The sequence below is a fragment of the Streptomyces sp. NPDC047117 genome (assembly GCF_040643545.1).
In the GTDB taxonomy this organism is placed as follows: Bacteria; Actinomycetota; Actinomycetes; order Streptomycetales; family Streptomycetaceae; genus Streptomyces.
This window is the reverse complement of sequence record NZ_JBEYUN010000008.1, coordinates 314,561-330,571: the sequence shown is the minus strand read 5'-3', so window position 1 is coordinate 330,571 and position 16,011 is coordinate 314,561. Positions and strand designations below refer to the sequence as shown.

General features: G+C 73.4%; 11 protein-coding genes. 7 read left to right on the top strand and 4 right to left on the bottom strand.

Going from position 1 to position 16,011, the window contains the following annotated elements; genetic code table 11:
* Nucleotides 1–158 precede the first annotated feature (158 nt).
* From ABZ840_RS18220 to ABZ840_RS18205, 4 genes are all read right to left on the bottom strand, one after another.
* Nucleotides 159–2,705, bottom strand: a complete 2,547-nt coding sequence (locus ABZ840_RS18220) for a DUF3488 and transglutaminase-like domain-containing protein (RefSeq protein ID WP_361560714.1) — start codon at nucleotides 2,703–2,705, stop codon at nucleotides 159–161.
* Entirely contained in the window at nucleotides 2,702–4,318 is a 1,617-nt protein-coding gene (locus ABZ840_RS18215; protein WP_361560711.1) for a DUF58 domain-containing protein, read from the bottom strand. The genes ABZ840_RS18220 and ABZ840_RS18215 overlap by 4 nt, the downstream gene beginning before the upstream one ends.
* A complete protein-coding gene (locus tag ABZ840_RS18210; protein WP_361560708.1) occupies nucleotides 4,318–5,316 on the bottom strand; it encodes a MoxR family ATPase in 999 nt (332 codons plus the stop codon). The genes ABZ840_RS18215 and ABZ840_RS18210 overlap by 1 nt, the downstream gene beginning before the upstream one ends.
* Nucleotides 5,317–5,592: 276 nt before the next feature.
* A complete protein-coding gene (locus tag ABZ840_RS18205; RefSeq protein ID WP_361560705.1) occupies nucleotides 5,593–6,150 on the bottom strand; it encodes a carbonic anhydrase in 558 nt (185 codons plus the stop codon).
* Nucleotides 6,151–6,517: 367 nt separating this feature from the next.
* Between ABZ840_RS18205 and rsmH the strand changes: the two genes are divergently transcribed.
* The 7 genes from rsmH (at nucleotide 6,518) to murD (ending at nucleotide 15,992) form a co-directional block, all read left to right on the top strand.
* Nucleotides 6,518–7,480 (top strand): 16S rRNA (cytosine(1402)-N(4))-methyltransferase RsmH, encoded by a 963-nt coding sequence (rsmH, locus tag ABZ840_RS18200; RefSeq protein WP_361560702.1) that lies wholly within the window; start codon nucleotides 6,518–6,520, stop codon nucleotides 7,478–7,480.
* Entirely contained in the window at nucleotides 7,477–8,019 is a 543-nt protein-coding gene (locus tag ABZ840_RS18195) for a hypothetical protein (RefSeq protein WP_361560699.1), read from the top strand. The genes rsmH and ABZ840_RS18195 overlap by 4 nt, the downstream gene beginning before the upstream one ends.
* A gap of 69 nt (nucleotides 8,020–8,088) precedes the next feature.
* Nucleotides 8,089–10,317 carry a penicillin-binding transpeptidase domain-containing protein gene (locus ABZ840_RS18190; RefSeq protein ID WP_361560696.1) on the top strand — a complete coding sequence of 743 codons (2,229 nt, stop codon included), beginning with the start codon at nucleotides 8,089–8,091 and terminating at the stop codon, nucleotides 10,315–10,317.
* Nucleotides 10,318–10,325: 8 nt separating this feature from the next.
* A complete protein-coding gene (locus ABZ840_RS18185) occupies nucleotides 10,326–12,026 on the top strand; it encodes a UDP-N-acetylmuramoyl-L-alanyl-D-glutamate--2,6-diaminopimelate ligase (protein WP_361560693.1) in 1,701 nt (566 codons plus the stop codon).
* A gap of 62 nt (nucleotides 12,027–12,088) precedes the next feature.
* On the top strand, nucleotides 12,089–13,510 hold the full coding sequence (murF, locus tag ABZ840_RS18180) for a UDP-N-acetylmuramoyl-tripeptide--D-alanyl-D-alanine ligase (RefSeq protein ID WP_361560690.1): 1,422 nt from the start codon (nucleotides 12,089–12,091) through the stop codon (nucleotides 13,508–13,510).
* 5 nt (nucleotides 13,511–13,515) lie between these two features.
* Nucleotides 13,516–14,580: a phospho-N-acetylmuramoyl-pentapeptide-transferase gene (gene mraY / locus ABZ840_RS18175; protein WP_030616760.1), complete on the top strand. Its 1,065-nt coding sequence runs from the start codon at nucleotides 13,516–13,518 to the stop codon at nucleotides 14,578–14,580.
* Entirely contained in the window at nucleotides 14,562–15,992 is a 1,431-nt protein-coding gene (gene murD / locus ABZ840_RS18170) for a UDP-N-acetylmuramoyl-L-alanine--D-glutamate ligase (protein ID WP_361560919.1), read from the top strand. The genes mraY and murD overlap by 19 nt, the downstream gene beginning before the upstream one ends.
* Nucleotides 15,993–16,011: the final 19 nt, after the last annotated feature.

Below are 16,011 nucleotides of genomic sequence, written 5' to 3'. Positions count from 1 at the left end.
ACCCGGCAACGCGCCCGGCGCACAGGGCCCCCGGGACACGGGGCCCCGGCGCTCAGGGTTCCGACGGGAGGCCGCAAGTTCTTCGAGGGTGTGGCCCGGCCCCCAGGTATCACTGGGGGCCGGGCCACACCCTTTCCGTATGTCCGCAGGGCCGCGGGCTACAGGGGCGCCGACCTCCCCGGTGCTGCCGTGCGGAGTCGTCCCACGAGGGCGGAGGCGCGGGCGGAGACGGACCACAGGAGGCGGGCCGCGGAGGGCGGGGCGAGGAGGGCGCGCAGCCGCTGGGCCCGGGAGGCGGCGGCGTGCAGGCCGGTGCGGACCCGGCGTACGTCGTCGGCAAGGCCCGGCGTGGCCTCGGGGCGCGGCGCGTAGAGGGCTTGCTCCACCGCGCCGGCGACCCGGTGGGCCGCTTCCGCCGCCGGGCCCGTCAGCTCGCCGACGCGTACGATCCGCTCGGCCGCCTTCCGCGGCGTCAGCGCGTCGTCCGGGACGATGCCGTAGTCCCAACCCGAGTCCACCAGCTCCCGCCAGGGGCCGAGCACGGCCGGGCGGGGGTCGGCGCCTCCGGGCGGGGAACCGGCACCGGCCGACCCGATGGCGGCCACACCTGTCAGCGGCCCGGAGCCGCCTGCGCGGGAATCGCTCGGCCCGGAGGACGGCCGGGACGATCGGGGGAACCCCGCAGCGCTGTGCCCGGGGACCGGGGAGCCCGGGGGAGCGGCGCGGCTCCTGGCGAGGCGGCGGGCGCGGCTGCGGATGCGCCAGAGGAGTGGTATCGCCGGCAGCAGCAGGACCAGCAGTGCGGCGAGCGCGCCGGCCGCCACGGCCCCCGGGGCGGGCCCGTCGTCGGCCGGACCGCCGCCCGACGCCTGGGGCAGCGCCCCGCACTCGGCCACGCGGCGCTGGTCCGGCGGGCAGGTCCCGCCGTCGGTGGACGGCGCGGGCTCCGGCGCGGCGGTCCGGCCCGGCAGCGGCTCGGCGCGGCCCGGGTCCGCCTCGTCCGGGGCGTCCGCGGTGACGGTGTAGTCCGGCACGCTGCCCCGACTGGGCGTCGGCTCGAAGCGCGTCCAGCCGACACCCTCGAAGTACACCTCGGGCCAGGCGTGCGCGTCCTTCAGACCGACCGAATACGAGCCGTCGGCCCGCTTGCCGCCCGGGGTGAAGCCGACCGCGACCCGCGCGGGGATGCCCAGCGTGCGGGCCATCGCCGCCATCGAGAAGGCGAAGTGGACGCAGAAGCCCTGCTTCTGTTGCAGGAAGCGCTCGATGGCGCGGGTCCCGCTGCCGGCCCGGACCTCGGTGTTGTACGTGAAGCCGCCCCGCAGCGCGAACCAGTCCTGCAGCCGGACCGCCTTGGCGTAGTCCGAGCGGGCGCCCCGCGTCACCTGTCGCGCGGTCCGCTCGACCACCGGGGGCAGTGAGTCGGGCACACGGGTGTACTCGCGCCGCAGGGCGGGCCGCGGCCGCGGCGCGTCGGCCAGCTGCCGGGCCGTCGGGCGCACGATCAGGCTCTCCACCTGGTACCGGGCCCCGCGGGTGTTCTGGCCGCGGTCGCCGACCAGGGTGCGGCCCTCCGGCTCGAAGCGCCAGCGGCCGGGGAGGTCGACCCGGGAGGCGGGATAGGGCATGGGGAGCCAGTTCTGCGCGTACCACTGGGCGGCGGACACCGAGGTGTTCACCGCGGTGGTGTCCACGTCCGGGGCCAGCCCCGGCGGGTCGGGCAGCCGGTCCGGTACGTCCACGACCGTGCGCTGCGACGGCTTCCAGGCCGCCCCGTCGAACTGGTCGAGGGCGACGATCCGCAGATACAGATCGCGGGTGTCGGGCGTGGTCGTGCGGTAGTTCAGGACCTCGCGGTCCTCGGGCTGGTTGAGGCTGTCCTGGAGGGACACCAGCGGGTTCACCGCGGAGATCGTGCCGCCGGCGGAGCCGGCCCCGCCGCGGCCGCTCATGTCCAGCAGGCCCCCGCTCAGCGAGGGCAGCACGGCCGGGACGACGAGGGCGATCCCCAGGGCGAGCGCGCCGATCCGGCGGCCCGTACGGATCGGGGCGGGCGCTCCGCCGGGCGGCACGGGGCCGGCGGCGTACGGGCGGCCCGCGGTCGTCGGGCCGCCGCCGAACACCCGGCCCCACCGGGACAGCCGGTCGCGGCCCTCGGCGAGCAGCAGGAGGAGGTACCCGGCGGCCGCCACCAGGAACCACAGCCAGCCCGCGCCGTCCTTGGCCAGCCCGGCGGCGACGGAATACAGCGCGAGCAGCGGGAGGCCTGCGGGCGCCGCGCTGCGGTACGTCACGGCGAGCGCGTCCACGATCAGGCCGATCACCACGACACCGCCGACCAGCAGCAGCCGGATGCCGGTGGTGACCGGGGCCGGGATGGCGTACCGGCCGACGTCGGACGTGCCCTCCTGGAGGAGCTGGCCGAACTCGTGGAAGGCGTCGGGGCCGGGCAGCACCCCGGCGACCGCCTGGCCGCGGGTGAACAGCAGGGTGAGCAGCAGGAGCCCGATCAGGGCCTGGGCCGCGACGGTCAGCGGGCGGGCCAGCGGAACCCGGCGGGCCAGCGCGCCGGCCACGATCACCAGCCCGAGGAGGGTCGCCGCCTGGAACATCCAGCCGATCGGCTCCACCAGCGGCAGCAGCGCGCATGCGGCGCTCAGCGTCGCCACCATCGCGCACACCGCGAGCCGCGCACGGCCGCTCATCGCCCCGCCCCCTTCCCGCCGTCGGCTCGAGGCGCCGCCCCGGGCCCGTACGCCCCACCAGGCCCGTACGCACTGCCTGGCCTGTACGCCTCGCCCGGTTCATATGCCCCGCCCGGCCCGTACGGCCCGGCCGGTCCCTGTCCGCCGTCCGGCCGTCCAGGGGGCCCGTCCGCCGGCCCGTGGGGCGCTGCCGTACCGGGCGGGTTCTGCGGCGGCGTCCGGGGTGTGCGGGCGGGGTCGGCGAGTCGCCACAGGGCGGGGAGCGTGTCCCGCGGTGTCACGGGGAGGGCCGTCCAGCCGGCGTCGCCCAGCAGGCGCAGCCGGTCGGCCAGGGGGAGCGGCGCGGGCGCCGCTTCGGGGCCGGCCGCCGCGGCGCCGCTCCAGGCGTCGCCGTCCAGCACGAAGGCCACCGCCGCCCCGCTGCTCCGGCGCAGCCGCCCCGCCAGCACGGTCTGCTCCTCGTCCAGGTCACCGAGGAAGGCGATCAGCAGGCCCTCGTTGCCGCCGCGCAGCACCTCGTACGCGCGGGACAGGCCGGGCTCCTCGGAGTGGTCGACGACGGCCAGTGTGTCCAGCAGCAGTCCCGCCGCGTCGGCCGCGCCGCCGGAGAAGCCGCCCGCGCCGTCCGTACCCGGCACGGAGCTGCCGGCGTCGGTCAGCAGGCGCACCGAGAAGCCGCGCTCCAGCAGGTGCATCCCGACCGAAGCGGCGCCCGCGACCGCCCACTCGAACGGGGAGTCCGGGCCGGAGCCCCGGTGGGCCGCGCCGCGGGTGTCCAGCAGGATCGTGCAGCGGGCCTGCTGGGGCTGCTCCTCGCGGCGGACCATCAGCTCGCCGTGGCGCGCGGTGGAGCGCCAGTGCACCCGGCGCAGGTCGTCGCCGTGGCGGTACCCGCGGGGGATCACGTCGTCGTCGCCCGCCAGCGCGAGCGCGCGGTGCCGCCCGTCGCCGTACCCGGAGGCCTCCCCGGCCAGCCGCACCGGGGGCAGCGGCTCGACCCGGGGGACCACCGTGAGGACGTCCTGCGCGCTGAAGGAGCGGGTCAGCTCGCACATGCCGAACGGGTCGGACAGGCGCAGCTGGAGCGGCCCGAGGGGATAGCGGCCGCGCAGGTCCGAGCGGACACGGTAGGACAGCTCCCGGTGGCCGCCCGCCTCCACCCGGTCCAGGACGAAGCGCGGCCGCGGGCCCAGGACGTACGGCACGTGGTCCTGGAGCATCAGGACGCCGGTCGGCAGCCGGGAGACGTTCTCGACCCGCAGCCGGACCCGGGTCTCGGAGGCCGCGGAGATCCTCGCGGGGGAGAGGGCGCGGCTGCCCGCCACCCGGTGGCGGGTGCGGTGCAGCACGGCCACGCAGACGAGGGGGAGCGAGGCCAGCAGCAGGCCGACCCGGAGCAGGTCGGCCTGGCCCAGGACGTACGAACAGACCGCCGCGGCGATACCGGCCGCGAGGAACGACCGTCCGCGGGTCGTCAGCCCGCCCAGCGCGGCCCGCAGTCCGCCCCCGGCCGGCAGGCCCGGGGCCGCGGAGCCGCCGTCCTCCGGCGCGCCGGGCGGCCCGTACGCCCGGCCGGCCGGCGGCCCCTCGGTCGCCCCGCTCGCGGCCGGCATCAGTAACTCCGCGAGGCCGGGGGCCACTGGGCCGCGGGGTCGGGCACCGGGGTGTGATGCAGGATCTCCAGGACCACCTGTTCGGCGGAGCGGCGGTTCAGCTGGGCCTGCGCGGTGGGCAGCAGCCGGTGCGCGAGCACCGCGACGGCCAGCGACTGGAGGTCGTCCGGGAGGACGTACTCCCGCCCGGCGAGGGCGGCCGCGGCCTTCGCGGCGCGCAGCAGATGGAGCGTCGCCCGCGGGGAGGCGCCCAGCCGCAGGTCGGGGTGGTTGCGTGTGGCGGAGACCAGCTCGACGGCGTATCGGCGCACCGGGTCCGCGACATGCACCGTCCGCACCGCCTCGACCATCTTCACGATCTCGTGCGCGTGCGCGACCGGCTGGATGTCGTCCAGCGGGGACCTGCCGCCGTGCACGTCCAGCATCTGCAGCTCGGCCTCGGGGCCGGGATAGCCGATGGACACGCGCGCCAGGAAGCGGTCCCGCTGCGCCTCGGGGAGGGGGTAGGTGCCCTCCATCTCCAGGGGGTTCTGCGTGGCGACCACCATGAAGGGGCTCGGCAGGGCATACGTCCGGCCGTCCATGGTGACCTGGCGCTCCTCCATCGCCTCCAGGAGCGCGGACTGGGTCTTGGGAGAGGCGCGGTTGATCTCGTCGCCGATGACGACCTGGGCGAAGACGGCGCCCGGTTTGAACTCGAAGTCGCGCTGCCGCTGGTCGAAGACGCTGACCCCGGTGATGTCCGAGGGCAGCAGGTCGGGGGTGAACTGGATGCGCCGCACCGAGCAGTCGACGGACCGGGCGAGCGCCTTGGCCAGCATGGTCTTGCCGACACCCGGCACGTCCTCGATGAGGAGGTGGCCCTCGGCGAGCAGCACGGTCAGCGCGAGGCGTACGACCTCTGGCTTGCCCTCGATCACGCCCTCCACCGACCGGCGGACACGCTCGGCTGTGGCGGTCAGATCTCTGAGGCTCGCTGGCTCGTCATAGGTCGTCACCCGGCCCTCCTCGGCCCTTTCCCGCGCTCGCGTGGAGCGGGGCTTGCCCTGTTTCCGGGCCGGCGCCTCTTTCCTGGTCCGGCCCACCCCGTGCGGCACCGTGCCCGGCCGGGCCGGACACGACGTCACCTACGCATTCTTGCCGTTGGTGCGGCTTCGCGTCATGGGCTGTGGATAACTCGGAACCGTGGGCACCGGTCACCGGCAGGGGCGATGGCCGGAAAGCATGTTCGCCGACGCGTCGACGACGCGCCGGCGAACGAGGGACCAGTGGGCTCAGCCCTGCGGGTCCACCTCACGGAGCAGACCCGTCGTCACATCGAAGACGAAGCCGCGGATGTCGTCCGTGTGGAGCAGGAACGGCGAGGTACGGAGGCGCTGCACCGACTGGCGTACGTCGACGTCCACGTCCTTGAAGGACTCCACCGCCCAGGCCGGGCGCTGGCCGACCTCGTCGGCGAGTTCCTGGCGGAAGTCCTCGGTCAGGGTCTGCATGCCGCAGCCCGTGTGGTGGATGACCACGACGGAACGGGTGCCCAGCGCGCGCTGGCTGATGGTCAGGGAGCGGATGATGTCATCGGTGATCACACCGCCGGCGTTGCGCAGGGTGTGGAGGTCGCCGACCTCCAGCCCCAGCGCCTCGGGAAGGTTGAGCCGGGCGTCCATGCAGGTCACGACGGTGACCTTCTGGGCGGGCCGGGCGCTCAGCTCCGGGTCGGCGAACTTGTCTGCGTACCGGGCGTTGGCTTCGACGATGTGGTCGATGACCGAACCGCCCGAAGCGGCGCCATGGTCATCGGACGGGGACTGTGCCTGCGACGCGGATATCGACATAGCCATAAAAGTAGTCGCTGCGGAGCCGGAGCACCCCTTGTGAGGGCGGGCATAGCGGGTCAACGGGCCATTCCTGTGAGGTAACCCACAAGAATGACTGGCCTTCCCCTGTACGAGTGAATCCGCGCGCTTCCCAACACCCGGACGACGGCGTTCCGCAGCCCCCCGACGGCGGCTTCAGGACGCGCCCGACCAGTTGGTTGACCGAAGGGATGAGTGGACTAAAGTGACGCGAAGTGGGAGGCGTGAGACTCTCCTTGGATCCCGAAAGTCCCGCGCGCGGGGAACCACGGCCTCCGTCGGCCAACGGCAGGTGGGCACCTTCCCCGAGGGGGCGGTATCCGCCGCCCTCCTCATCGGAAGGCGCATGAACAGCAGCAACACCCGCCACGTCCCTGTCATGCTCCAGCGCTGCCTGGACATGCTCGCCCCGGCGCTCGCCGAGCCCGGTGCGGTCGTCGTCGACTGCACGCTCGGACTGGGGGGACACAGCGAGGCGCTGCTGTCGACGTTCCCCGCCGCGCGCCTGATCGGCCTGGACCGCGACCCCTCGGCCCTGAAGCTCGCGGGGGAGCGCCTGGCCCCCTTCGGGGACCGCGCGACCCTCGTGCACGCCGTCTACGACGAGCTGCCGGAGGTGCTGGCCCGGCTGTCCGTGCCCCGCGTCCAGGGCGTCCTGTTCGACCTGGGCGTCTCCTCGATGCAGCTCGACGAGGCCGACCGCGGCTTCGCGTACGCCCAGGACGCACCGCTGGACATGCGGATGGACCAGACGACCGGCATGAGCGCGGCCGAGGTCCTCAACAGCTACGCACCGGGCGAGCTCGTACGGATCCTGCGCTCCTACGGCGAGGAGAAGCAGGCCAAGCGGATCGTCTCGGCGATCGTGCGGGAGCGCGAGAAGGAGCCGTTCACGAACAGCGCGCGGCTGGTCGAGCTGATCCGGGACGCGCTGCCGCAGGCCGCCAAGCGCACCGGCGGCAACCCCGCCAAGCGGACGTTCCAGGCACTGCGCATCGAGGTCAACGGCGAGCTGTCGGTGCTCGAACGCGCCGTGCCGAACGCGGTGAAGGCGCTCGCCGTCGGCGGCCGGATCGCCGTCCTGTCCTACCACTCGCTCGAAGACCGGCTGGTCAAGCAGGTGTTCGCGACGGGCGCCGCCAACACGGCACCGCCCGGGCTGCCGGTCGTGCCGGAGCAGTACCAGCCGCGGCTGAAGCTGCTGACCCGGGGCGCCGAGCTGCCCACGGAGGCGGAGATCGCGGAGAACCGCAGGGCGGCGCCGGCCCGGCTGCGCGGCGCCGAACGCATCCGGGAGGACAACGCGTGACCGGACCCGGGCGGCTCCGCGGTACGGGGAACGGGCGGCTGGCCGCCCTGTTCCCCTCCGGTGCGAGCACTGCGGCGCGTACGCCGTTCGTGCTGCTGGTCGTGGTGCTGCTCGGGTCCGGCCTGATCACGTTGCTGCTGCTCAACTCCGCCCTGAACCAGGGCTCCTTCGAGCTGAGCAAGCTGGAGAAGCGCACCACCGAGCTGACGGACGAACAGCAGGCCCTCCAGCAGGAGGTGGACGGCTACTCGGCGCCCGGCTCCCTGGAGCAGCGGGCCCGCCGGCTGGGCATGGTGCCCGGCGGCGACCCGGCCTTCCTGAACCCGGACGGCACGGTGCGCGGCGTGCCCTCCGAAGCCACGGGGCAGCCCGTGCCGATGGGGGCCAAGGAGAGCCTCCCGCCGGCCCTCTCCGGGACGCCCACGCCGTCCGGTACGCCGTCGACGGACAAGCCGTCCGGTGAGCCGTCGGACAAGCCGTCCGGGAGCCCGTCCGGCACCGCCTCCCCGAAGCCCGCCCCGACGACTCCCGGCGGGTGAGCCCGTGAGGCAGGACGCCGCGCCCGCGGACGCATCGCTCGCAGACCGGACGGAGACGGAGGGGGAGAGTTGAGCGAACCGAGGGACCCCAGGGACCCCGAGAACCGGCGCGAGCAGCGCGCCCGCCGCGGCCCGGCCCGCCCCGCCGACGCCGGCCCGCGCCGCGTACCGCGCCCCGCACAGGGCGCGTCGGGCCGCGGCGGGTCCCGCCGGTCCGGCGGCCGCTCCGCCGACGGCCGTGCGGCCGGTGAAGAGCGTGGCGTCCCCCGTCCGGCAGAACGGCGCCAGGCCGCCGCCAAGCGCCCCTCGGACGCCCGGCGCGAACCACAGCGTGCCCCGTCCGCGGCCCGTTCCGCGAACGGCCGCCCCGCCCCGCAGAAGCGGCCCGCCGCGCAGCAGCGCCCCGCCGCCAAGAAGCGCCCCGCGGCGCCGCGGCCGCCCCGACCCCGTAACGGGGCGCCGGCCGCCATCCGCCTCGGCAGCCCCCGGCCGCGGCTCCGCCTGGTGGCCGTGGCGCTGACGCTGGTCATGCTGGTCTTCGCGGTACGGCTCTTCCAGGTGCAGGCGGTGAACGCCGACACGTACGCGGCCAAGGCCAACGTCAACCGGTACGTGCCGGTCACCCTCGCCGCCGAGCGGGGCGCGATCACCGACCGGGACGGCGTGGACCTGGCCACCAGTGTGGACGCGTACGACATCACAGCGGACCCCAGCCTGCTGGCGCCCGACAAGATCAAGATCGATGACGCGCCCCAGAAGGCCGCCGCGCTGCTCGCGCCGATCCTCGGCGAGCCCCAGAAGGAACTGGCCGAAAAGCTCTCCAAGTCCCGCTCCCGTTACGTCCTGCTCGCGCACCGCCGGAGCCCCCAGGTCTGGAAGCAGATCAAGGACCTGCGGAACGCGCTGGACGTCAAGGCGCAGGCCGCGCCCAAAAGCCGGCCGCGGCCCAACGTCCTGCTCGGGATCTTCGCCGACGAGCACAGCAAGCGGGTCTACCCGAACAAGGAGCTGGCCTCCGGAGTGCTCGGGTTCATGAACTCCGACGGCAAGGGCGCGGGCGGCCTGGAGGCCATGCTGGACAAGAAGCTGGCGGGCAAGGACGGCAAGCTCGTGTACGCCCAGTCCGGCGGCCGGCGGGTGCCCACGGCCGACACCCAGGAGCACCCCGCGGTGCCCGGTACGGACGTCGAACTGACCCTGAACCGGGACATCCAGTGGGCCGCGCAGCAGGCCATCACCGAGCAGGTCGAGAAGTCCAAGGCGGATCGCGGCTACGTCGTCGTGCAGGACACGAAGACCGGCGAGCTGCTGGCGCTGGCCAACGCCCCCGCGTTCGACCCGAACGACATCTCCCGCTCCGACGCCGACGCGCTCGGCAACGCCGCCCTGAGCGATGCTTTCGAGCCAGGTTCGACCAGCAAGCTGATGTCGCTGGCGGCCGTACTGGAGGAGGGCGCCGCGACCCCCTCCACGCACGTCACCGTCCCGAACCGGCTGCACCGCGGCGACCGGCTCTTCGCCGACGACATCGACCACCCGACCTGGCACCTCACGCTCAACGGCGTGCTCGCCAAGTCCAGCAACATCGGCACCATCCTGTCCGTCGAACAGCTGGGCAAGACCCAGCGCGAGGCCAATCAGGTGCTCCACTCCTACCTGCGGAAGTTCGGCATCGGGCAGCCGACCGGGCTGGGCTTCCCCGGCGAGACCGCGGGCATCCTGGCGAAGCCGCAGGACTGGAGCACCTCGCAGCAGTACACGATCCCCTTCGGGCAGGGCCTCTCGCTCAACGCCGTGCAGGCCGCCTCCGTGTACTCCACCATCGCCAACGGCGGCGAGCGGATCGCGCCCTCGCTCGTCCGCGGCACGAAGGGCCCCGACGGCCGGTACGCCGCCGGGCCCAAGCCGAAGAAGACCCGTGTGGTGAGCCCGAAGACCGCGAAGACGCTCGCCCGGATGCTCGAATCGGTGGTCGACGACCAGGAGGGCACCGGCACCGCCGCGAAGATCCCCGGCTACCGGGTCGGCGGCAAGACCGGCACCTCCAACCGGGTGGATCCGAAGACCGGCCGGTACCACGGCTACACGGCCTCCTTCGCCGGCTTCGCGCCCGCCGACAAGCCCCGCATCACCGTCTACTGCGCCGTACAGAATCCGACCAAGGGCAGCTACTTCGGCGGCCAGGTCTGCGGCCCGATCTACAAGCAGGTCATGCAGTTCGCGCTGAAGACGCTCCAGGTGCCGCCGACCGGTGCCGAGGCGCCGCGGCTGCCGGTCGCCTTCAAGCCGGGCGAATGAGGTGATTCGTGATGACCATCACTCCGGACGTGGGGAACCGCCCGCGACCGCGTCCCTCACTTCGCCCCGAGGCCCATGGGCCCGGTACGCTCACCGCCGTGTCACATGCTGATCAGTCCCCCAATGCCCAGCAGGACGGCCCCGGCAAACACCCCGGCCCGCCCCGCCCCGAGCGCGTCCGCCCGATCCCGCTGGCGGACCTGGCACACCAGCTGGGCACGGCCGTGCCGGCGGCTGAGGCCGCGGTCACCGGCATCACGCACGATTCCCGCGCGGTACGCCCCGGTGACATCTACGCGGCACTGCCGGGCGCCCGCCTCCACGGTGCCGACTTCGCCGCGCAGGCCCGCGAGCTGGGCGCCGCCGCGATCCTGACCGACCCCGCCGGCACCGAACGGGCCGCCGCGACGGGTCTGCCGGTCCTCACGGTCGACAACCCGCGGGCCCGGATGGGCGCGCTGGCCGTGTCGATCTACGGCGACCCGGGCGCCGAGCTGCTGCAGATCGGCATCACGGGCACCTCGGGCAAGACCACCACCGCGTACCTGATCGACGGTGGCCTGCGGGCCGCGGCCGAGAAGTCCGGCGGCGGACTGACGGGCCTGATCGGCACGGTCGAGTCCCGGATCGGTGACGAGCGGCTGAAGTCCGAGCGGACCACGCCCGAAGCCACCGATCTGCAGGCGCTCTTCGCGGTGATGCGCGAGCGCGGCGTGAAGTCGGTCGCCATGGAGGTCTCCAGCCACGCGCTCGTGCTGGGCCGGGTCGACGGCTGCGTGTTCGACGTGGCGGTCTTCAACAACCTCAGCCCGGAACACATGGACTTCCACACGGGCATGGAGGACTACTTCCAGGCCAAGGCGCAGCTGTTCACCAAGGCCCGCTCCCGGGCCGGCGTGGTGAACTTCGACGACGAGTTCGGGCGCCGGCTCATCGAGGGCGAGTCCGAGGTGCCGGTCACCTCGTTCTCCGCCGAGGGCCACCCGGACGCCGACTGGCGCGCCGACGGCGTCGAGGTCGGCACGCTGGGTTCGACGTTCACCGTGCACGGCCCGGACGGCGTGACCGTGCAGGCCGCCTCGCCGATCGCCGGTCCGTTCAACGTCGCCAACGCGCTGGCCGCCATCGTGGCGCTCGTGGCGGCCGGCGTGGACCCGCAGACCGCCGCCGACGGCGTGGCCGCCGTACCGGGCGTCCCCGGCCGCCTGGAGCGGGTGGACGCGGGCCAGGACTACCTCGCGGTGGTCGACTACGCGCACAAGACGGACGCTGTCGAATCGGTCCTGCGCGCGCTGCGCAAGGTCACCGAGGGCAAGATCCACGCGGTGCTGGGCTGCGGTGGCGACCGCGACCGCACCAAGCGCATGCCGATGGGCGCCGCCATCGCCCGCCTCGCCGACACCGCCGTCCTCACCAGCGACAACCCACGCGGTGAGGACCCCCTCGCGATCCTCGCCACCATGCTCGCGGGCGCCGCCGACGTGCCGTCCCACGAGCGCGGCACGGTACTGGTCGAGGAGGACCGGGCCGCCGCCATCGCCGCCGCGGTCGCCCGCGCGGAGCCCGGCGACACCGTCATCGTCGCCGGCAAGGGCCACGAGCAGGGCCAGGACATCGCCGGAGTGGTACGCACCTTCGACGACCGCCAGGTACTGCGCGAGGCCATCGAGAGCTCACTGAAGTCGCAGCACCACGATCACCAGGGATGACACACCGCCATGCGTGCACAACCCCCATCTCGCCATCTCCTGCCCCCGGCCGGAGGTGACCTGTGATCTCCCTGTCCCTCGCCGAGATCGCCGGCATCGTCGGCGGACGGCCGCACGACATACCGGATGACTCGGTCATGGTCACCGGACCCGCCGTGCTCGACTCGCGGGCCGTGACCGACGGCGCGCTGTTCGCCGCGTTCGCCGGCGAGCGGGTCGACGGGCACGACTACGCGGCCCGGGCCGTCGAGTCCGGCGCGGCGGTCGTCCTGGCCGCCCGCCCCGTCGGCGTGCCCGCGATCGTCGTGGACGACGTCGTGGCGGCGCTCGGCGCGCTGGCCCGGGAGGTCGTCCGGCGGCTGGGCGTGGACGTCGTCGCGCTCACAGGGTCGGCGGGCAAGACCAGCACCAAGGACCTCATCGCGCAGCTGCTGCAGCGCAGCGGCCCGACCGTGTGGCCCGAGGGCAACCTCAACAACGAGATCGGCCTGCCGCTGACCGCGCTCCGCGCCGAGCAGGGCACCCGGCACCTCGTCCTGGAGATGGGTGCCCGCGGTGTCGGTCACATCCGTTACCTCACCGAGCTGACCCCGCCGCGCATCGGGCTGGTCCTGAACGTGGGCAGCGCGCACATCGGCGAGTTCGGCGGCCGCGAGAAGATCGCCGAGGCCAAGGGCGAGCTGGTCGAGTCGCTGCCCGACGCGAGCGAGGGCGGCATCGCGATCCTCAACGCCGACGACTCGTACGTACGTGCGATGGAGTCGCGCACCAAGGCCCGCGTGGTCTTCTTCGGAGAGTCCCCCGAAGCCGACATCCGTGCCGAGAACATCCGGCTCACCGACGACGGTCGCCCCGCCTTCACGCTTCGCACACCCTCCGGGTGCAGCGACGTGACCCTGCGGCTGTACGGTGAGCACCACGTGTCGAACGCGCTCGCCGCGGCCGCCGTCGCCCATGAGTCGGGCATGCCCGCTGACGAGATCGCGTCCGCGCTCTCCGAGGCAGGCACGCTCTCCCGCTGGCGCATGGAGGTCACCGAGCGCGCGGACGGCGTGACGGTCGTCAACGACGCCTACAACGCGAACCCCGAGTCCACCCGGGCTGCGCTGCGCGCACTCGTGGCGATGGGCAAGGGGCGGCGTACGTGGGCGGTGCTCGGTCAGATGGCCGAGCTCGGCGAGGAGTCACTCGCCGAGCACGACGCGGTCGGACGGCTCGCCGTCCGGCTCAACGTCAGCAAGCTCGTGGCAGTAGGGGGCCGGGAAGCCGCCTGGCTGCGAATGGGCGCTTATAACGAGGGTTCGTGGGGTGAGGAGTCGGTGCACGTGTCCGACGCGCGGGCGGCGGTCGACCTGCTGCGCAGTGAACTGCAGCCGGGAGACGTGGTGCTGGTGAAGGCGTCCAGGTCGGAGGGGCTGGAGCGGGTCGCGTCCGCATTGCTGGACGAGGGCAACGCCGCTGAGGGCGGGGCCGTCGCCCGATGAACACGATGAAGCAGATCCTCTTCTCCGGAATGATCGGGCTCTTCCTGACCCTGATCGGCACCCCGCTGCTGATCAAGCTGCTGGCCCGCAAGGGCTACGGGCAGTTCATCCGCGACGACGGACCGCGGGACCACCACAGCAAGCGCGGTACCCCCACCATGGGTGGCATCGCCTTCATCCTCGCCACGATCATCGCGTACGCGCTGACCAAAGTGATCACGAGCAGCGACCCCACCTTCTCCGGTGTGCTGGTGCTGTTCCTGATGGCCGGCATGGGCCTGGTGGGCTTCCTCGACGACTACATCAAGATCGTCAAGCAGCGTTCGCTGGGTCTGCGGGCCAAGGCCAAGATGGCGGGCCAGCTGATCGTCGGCATCGCCTTCGCCGTGCTGTCCCTGCAGTTCGCGGACCTGCGCGGACAGACGCCGGCCTCGGACCGGCTCTCCTTCACCCAGGACTTCGGCTGGCAGATCGGCCCCGTGATCTTCGTGATCTGGGCGCTGTTCATGATCCTGGCGATGTCCAACGGCGTGAACCTCACCGACGGCCTCGACGGCCTGGCCACCGGCGCCTCGGTGATGGTCTTCGGCGCGTACACCTTCATCGGCATCTGGCAGTACCAGGAGTCCTGCGCCAACCAGATCACCGCGGGCCCCGGCTGCTACGAGGTGCGCGACCCACTGGACCTCGCGGTCGTCGCCTCGGCCCTGATGGGCGCCTGCTTCGGCTTCCTGTGGTGGAACACCTCGCCCGCGAAGATCTTCATGGGTGACACCGGCTCGCTCGCCCTGGGCGGCGCGCTCGCCGGCCTGGCGATCTGCTCCCGTACGGAGCTGCTGCTCGCCATCCTCGGCGGCCTCTTCGTCCTGATCACCATGTCGGTGGTCATCCAGGTCGGCTCCTTCCGGCTCACCGGCAAGCGGGTCTTCCGGATGGCGCCACTCCAGCACCACTTCGAACTCAAGGGGTGGTCCGAAGTCCTTGTCGTGGTCCGGTTCTGGATCATCCAGGGCATGTGCGTGATCGTCGGCCTCGGCATCTTCTACGGCGGCTGGCAGGCGGCCAAGTGACCGGGCAGGACTTCACCGGACAGCGGATCACTGTCGCCGGCCTGGGCGTGAGCGGCATCAGCGCCGCCCGCGCCCTGGCCGGGCTCGGCGCCCACGTCACCGTCGTGGACGGCGGCGACGGCGAGAAGCAGCAGGCCACCGCGGCCGAGCTGCGGACCGCCGGGATCGAGGTCCGGCTCGGCGACGGCGAGACGCTGCCCGAGGGCACCGACCTCGTCGTCACCTCCCCGGGCTGGAAGCCCACCAGCCCGCTCTTCGCGGCCGCCGCCGAGGCGGGCGTGGACGTCATCGGGGACGTGGAGGTCGCCTGGCGGCTGCGCGGCCCCGACAGCGCCCCCTGGCTCGCCGTCACGGGCACCAACGGCAAGACGACCACCACCCAGATGCTGGCGTCGATCCTGGCCGCCGAGGGGCTGCGCACCGCGGCCGTCGGCAACATCGGGACGCCCATCGTCGACGTGGTGCTCGACGGCGAGTACGACGTGCTCGCCGTCGAGCTCTCCAGCTACCAGCTGCACTGGGCGCCCTCGCTGCGCGCCCACTCCGCGGCCGTGCTGAACCTGGCCCCCGACCACCTCGACTGGCACGGCTCCATGGAGGCGTACGCCGCCGACAAGGGCCGGATCTACGAGGGCAACACCGTCGCCTGCGTCTACAACGTCGCGGACAAGGCCACCGAGGACCTGGTCCGGGAGGCCGACGTCGAGGAGGGCTGCCGGGCGATCGGCTTCACCCTCGGCACCCCCGGTCCCGGTCAGGTCGGCGTCGTCGAGGGCATCCTCGTCGACCGTGCGTTCGTCGAGAACCGGCAGAAGCAGGCTCAGGAGCTGGCCGAAATCTCCGACGTGAACCCGCCGGCGCCGCACAACATCGCCAACGCCCTCGCGGCCGCGGCGCTCGCACGTGCGTTCGGCGTCCAGCCTGCTTCCGTACGCGACGGCCTGCGCAACTTCCACCCCGATGCGCACCGCATCCAGCACGTCGCGGACGTCGACGGCGTCGCGTACGTGGACGACTCCAAGGCCACCAACACCCACGCCACCGAGGCGTCGTTGGCCGCCTACGAGCACATCGTCTGGATCGCCGGCGGGCTCGCCAAGGGCGCGACCTTCGACGAGCTGGTCCAGAAGTCGGCGGAGCGGCTCCGCGGGGCCGTCCTCATCGGCCGGGACCGTGCGCTGATCGCCGAAGCGCTGGCGCGACACGCCCCGGATGTGCCCGTCGTCGACCTCGACCGGACCGACACTGGGGCGATGTCCGAGGCGGTACGGGAGGCCCAGCGGCTGGCCCGGCCGGGCGACACGGTCCTGCTGGCACCGGCCTGCGCCTCGATGGACATGTACCTGAACTACAACAAGCGGGGCGACGCCTTCGCCGAAGCGGTCAGCGGGCTGGCCGCGCGGGACCGGTAGGGCCGGGCGTCCCCGCCCG